Here is a 4,508-nt window from a genome sequence, read left to right on the forward strand (position 1 = left end):
CCGCGCGCGGGCCCCCCCCCGCCGCCCACCCCCGCTTCGCCGTGCGGCTCGTCGCGGAGGGCGTGCACCCCGTCGACCGTCAGCGCCACCTCGTCGAAGCCGGCCGATGTCGCCCACCGGTGCGCGCGACGGCGAGCGCGCCGCGCATCCGCACGCGCGAGGACGACGCCGTCGTCTCCGAGAAGGGTCATCGCTCCGATAGTTCCCTGCCCGAGCGACGCCAGCGCCACCGCGAGGGGGGCGGCATCCTGAATCACTAGGGCGCGGTCGAGACGGAGTGTCACCCGCGCGTCGAGGCCGGACACCTCAGCTCCCACACGAACGCGAGGATCGGCCCTGACCAGCGGATCCTGCGTCGGCGCCTGCACCACCACCGTCGCGAGGGGGAATGCCGCCAGCACCGAATCGACGCACACGAACTCGGCGGACGGCGTGAGCCCCTCAGGGAGGTGCACCACGAGATCGGGCGCGGCCGGCAGCAGGCCGCGTCCGCTCGAGCCGGGCACGGGGATCTTCTGCGCGAGGAGCAGCGACTGCCGATTGCCCGCGCGGACGCGGTCCTCACCGGGACGTCCCGCCCAGTCGGGGCCGTCGTGCCAGGCGACGGCATCCGGAACGTGAGCCAGGACGGCCCCGGCCTGCCAGGCGCGGTGCGCCCACTCCCAGTCCTCGCCGCCGTAGGAGGAGAACGATTCGTCGAATCCGCCGATCTCGTCGAAGAAGGCCCGGGAGCAGGCGGCGACGGCACTGATGACGTACCGGTACGAGCGGTCGTCGGCATGAAGGAGGTTGTCGCTGCGGGCGTACTCGTCGCGGAGCCACGCGGGCTCGGGCAGCTCGTGGGCGGGGCCGACCTCGGCGACCGGCGTCTCGGCATCCATCCCGCTCAGGTCGGCGTGGCGGCGGCGCCCGACGGTGACCGCTTCGGGAAGGAGAGCGGGCAGTCGGGTCAGCCGGCGCACGTACTCCGGCTCGGGCGTGGTGTCGGCGTCGAGGAAGCACAGGACATCGCCCGTGGCAGCGGCGGCACCGAGGTTCCGTGCGGCGGCTGCCCGGAACCCGCGGTCGTCCTGACGGACGAGCCGGACGCCGGAGGGGATGGCCGGCTCCGTCGGCGAGCCGTCGTCGGCGACGATGATCTCGAGGAGCTCGGCCGGGTGGTCCTGGTGCTGCAGGGCGGCGAGCGTCCGCGCCAGCTGCTCGGACTGGTCGAAGTGCGTCACGATGACGCTGACCCGCGGAGGATCCGGCTGCCGGTCCGCGACGAGATCCCACCGGTTGCCCGGGACCCACGGCATCCGATCGCCTTGCTCAGCGGCGACCGCGCTCACGGGAAGACCTCCGCCCACCAGCGCAGGTAGGCGCGTGCCGCGTCAGCCCGACCGAACGGCACGGGGTCGAGGCCGTGCCAGGTGCGCGTGGCCTCGTGGCGGGCCATCGCCACCTCGGCGGCGAGGTCGTCGGGATCGACCACGCGCAGGGCGCCCGGGCGCAGCTCGACCATCTCGTCGATGTAGCGGTTGCGCACGGCGAGGGGCTGTCGGCCCCAGCCGATCCATGACGTCAGCGAGCCGGACGCCGACACGTGCCGGTGGGCGATCACGGGAACGGAGACACGACGCGCCCGCGCGATCATCTCGGGGTCGTCGAGCCATCCCGTCACCTCGACGTCGACGCCCGCGGCGGACGCGCGACGGACGAACGCGTCGAGGTCTTCGGCGTGCCCGTCGGAGGCGCGTCCCAGCACGGTCAGGCGGGTCATCCCGGCCGAAACCGTCGCGGCCAGCGCTTCGTCGTGCCCCTTGCCGGGGTAGAAGTACCCGAGGACGCCGACCGCATCATCGCCGGCGACGCGGTCCGAGGGCTCGACCGTCTCGACGGGGAGGGGAACGATCGCGACAGGGCCGTTCCAGACACCCTCTTCGCGGAGAAGCTCGCGCTCGTGCGCGCTGTTCACGGCCACCCCGCGCGCGGCCTCCGCCACCGACCGATAGAACGCGCGGCGGCGGGGGCGATTGCGTTCGCCGTCCGACGCCTGGGGAACGTCGTGGAAGGTCACCGACAGCGGATGGCGGCCGGCCAGATCGACGACGACACGCGCCGCCTCTTCGAGCGACGACCCCCACAACCGGTCGGTGACGTGCGCGTGCACGGGCGTGCCCGGGGGAAGGGCCGCGAGCGCGTCAGCGGTGCTCAGCCGCGCCGACGGCTGCTGCTCGAGCACCTCGGTCGCGATCTCACGGGCGTATGCGGCGACGCCGTGCGGCCCCGGGTGCACGAGGAGGACGGGCAGGGTGGCATCCGCAATCGTGGACGCCATCACGCAGCTGCCGCCCACGTGCGGAGGAGGGGGGCCATGCGCGCGACGACGGCGGCCAACAGCTCGGGACGTTCGGCGTAGTACGCGAGATGCGCTTCGCGCACGGTCTCCACGGGGAGCGTCTCGCCCGCGACCGTCCAGTCGGGGTTGGGCGCGGCATCCAGGTTCCAGGCGTCGACGACCCACCGCTCCAACGGCGCGCGCACGCCCGCGAGGATGGGACGACCGGGATCGACGACGCGACCGGGCGCGCCGAGGGCGGCGACGAGCCGCTCGCCGAGCGGGAGGAACAGGGCGTTTCCGGGGTGGTTGACGGTGCGGGCGAGGTCGTCGACGACCGGATCGAAGAGATCGGATGCCACGACGTCGAGTCCGAGACTCTCGCGGCGACGCAGCTCGGCGACCGACGCGTCGGCGATGGCATGCACCGCAGCCGGTGGCAGTTCGGCGGGAACGGGTGTTCCCGCGGCCTCGGCGACGACGCGCACGTCGTGGTAGGCGACCAGGGGCGGATCCTCCGGGAACGCGGGCAGACGCAGCACCGCTTGGAACGGGTGCAGTCCCCCGAACCGGATGGCGGGCACCGTCACCAGCCGGGCCGCCGGGGGAAGCGAGGCGCGCAACTGCATCGTGCCGAGCGGGAGGTCGCGGTAGTCGTCGCGGATGGGCTGGGCGACGAGGAATGCGGCCCCGGCGAGGAGGGTGTGCAGGCGCTCCGCGTCGGTCGCGGTCAGCTCGTGCACCGCCGGCACGCGGATGGCGGGAAGAGCGTCGGATGCGATGACCAACCGAAGTGATTCCGCCTGGCAATTGCCCACGACCAGGCCGAAATTCTCGGGCAGCGGCATCTCGCCGAAGAATTCTCCGTAGTGCCGTCGCCGCGCTATCACCGCGTCGCCGTGGTCCGCAAGGCTCTGCAGCCGCGCCGTCTCACCACCCATGATGAGAAGGTATCCGTCGGTGTCATCGTCGTCCCAACCGCCCCGTTGCATTGCGATGTGCCTGGCGATGCGGTACGCGTACGCACGCCACGCCACATCACTGCACGAGGAGGAGAGAGATCGTCGCCACCACCGTTCCCCCGGTTCGCGTCGCCGCCGTCCCATCGGCCCACCCCTATGTCTCCGCCATCACCGACTCCGGTCGCGTGACGGTGCTCGCCGACCCGCCGCCTCCCGGCGCCCCGGCGGGCCAGTGGTGGCCGCCGCAGGTCTTGCTGCCGGAGTGGCTCGAGGCGCACGCCGACGAATTCGACCTGGTCCACGTGCATTTCGGGATCGAGTCCTTCTCTCCCGACGAGCTGCGGGCGACGGTCGCGACGCTTCGTCGACTGGGCCGGCCCCTCGTCTATTCGGTGCACGATCTCGAGAATCCTCAGCTGACCGCGCAGGACACCCATCGCGCGTCGTTAGCCGTGCTGGCCGCGGGGGCCGATGCGCTCATCGCCCTGACCGACACCGCCGCCGCGTCGGTGCGGGACATCGTCCGTCGCCCCGTCACCGTCATCGCCCACCCCACACTGCTCGGAGACGCACGGCGTCCCACCGGCAACGGCCACGACGCCCTGCGCGTGGGCGTGCACCTGCGGGACCTCCGACCCAACATCGACGGCGTCGGAACGACCGCCACCCTCGTTCGCGCCGTCACCGGCCTGCGGGCGCAGGGCGCGCGCGTCGAGGCCGTGGTGCGCATGAACGAACGGGTTCGCGACGCGGAGGCCGCGGCGACCATCGCCCTTCTCGCCGAGGGGGCCGACGGCGTCACCGTCGAGCGCGGAACCCGCCTCGACGACGATGCCCTGGCCGCATGGCTCGCCGACCTCGACGCGTGCGTGCTCCCCTACCGACACGGCACGCAGTCGGGGTGGGCGGAGCTCTGCTACGACCTCGCCGTGCCCATCGTCAGCACCCCCGTCGGACACATTGCCGCACAGCACCCCGCCGACTTCCACGCGTTCGACGTGGGCGACCCCGTCTCGCTCGCCCGGGCGATCATGAATGCCACGGGCCAGGCATCGTCGGTTCCGGGATCGGCGGCGCGCTCCGCCGAGGTGGAGCAACGACTCGCGGGGCGCCGCGCGCAACTCGACGAAGTACGCGCCGCGCACGTCGCCGTGTACCGCCGCGCTCTCGCAGCGGAGGTCGCCGCGTGATCCGCGGGACGCGGCCGCTGAGGGTGCTCGTCGTCG

4 protein-coding genes are annotated in these 4,508 nt (G+C 72.8%); 1 reads left to right on the forward strand and 3 read right to left on the reverse strand.

Annotated elements, in window-relative coordinates:
- The 3 genes from RWP81_RS14565 to RWP81_RS14575 form a co-directional block, all read right to left on the reverse strand.
- Nucleotides 1-1,298: glycosyltransferase (locus RWP81_RS14565; protein ID WP_314457281.1), on the reverse strand; the 1,298-nt coding region annotated here is incomplete at its 3' end.
- 29 nt (nucleotides 1,299-1,327) lie between these two features.
- On the reverse strand, nucleotides 1,328-2,320 hold the full coding sequence (locus RWP81_RS14570; RefSeq protein WP_314457283.1) for a hypothetical protein: 993 nt from the start codon (nucleotides 2,318-2,320) through the stop codon (nucleotides 1,328-1,330).
- The gene (locus tag RWP81_RS14575; protein ID WP_314457285.1) at nucleotides 2,320-3,312 is read right to left on the reverse strand and encodes a WcbI family polysaccharide biosynthesis putative acetyltransferase; all 993 of its coding nucleotides are present in this window, start codon (nucleotides 3,310-3,312) and stop codon (nucleotides 2,320-2,322) included. The genes RWP81_RS14570 and RWP81_RS14575 overlap by 1 nt, the downstream gene beginning before the upstream one ends.
- 155 nt (nucleotides 3,313-3,467) lie before the next feature.
- On the opposite strand from RWP81_RS14575, the gene RWP81_RS14580 reads away from it, so the two are divergent.
- Entirely contained in the window at nucleotides 3,468-4,472 is a 1,005-nt protein-coding gene (locus RWP81_RS14580) for a glycosyltransferase (RefSeq protein ID WP_314457286.1), read from the forward strand.
- Nucleotides 4,473-4,508: the final 36 nt, after the last annotated feature.

Origin of the sequence: uncultured Microbacterium sp. (genome assembly GCF_963521695.1) — a bacterium.
Taxonomy (GTDB): domain Bacteria; phylum Actinomycetota; class Actinomycetes; order Actinomycetales; family Microbacteriaceae; genus Microbacterium.

Excerpts from the sequence above, each read along its gene's own strand:
- RWP81_RS14570 (WP_314457283.1), bottom strand. The coding sequence starts at position 2,320 with ATGGCGTCCACGATTGCGGATGCCACCCTGCCCGTCCTCCTCGTGCAC.
- RWP81_RS14575 (WP_314457285.1), bottom strand. The coding sequence starts at position 3,312 with ATGCAACGGGGCGGTTGGGACGACGATGACACCGACGGATACCTTCTC.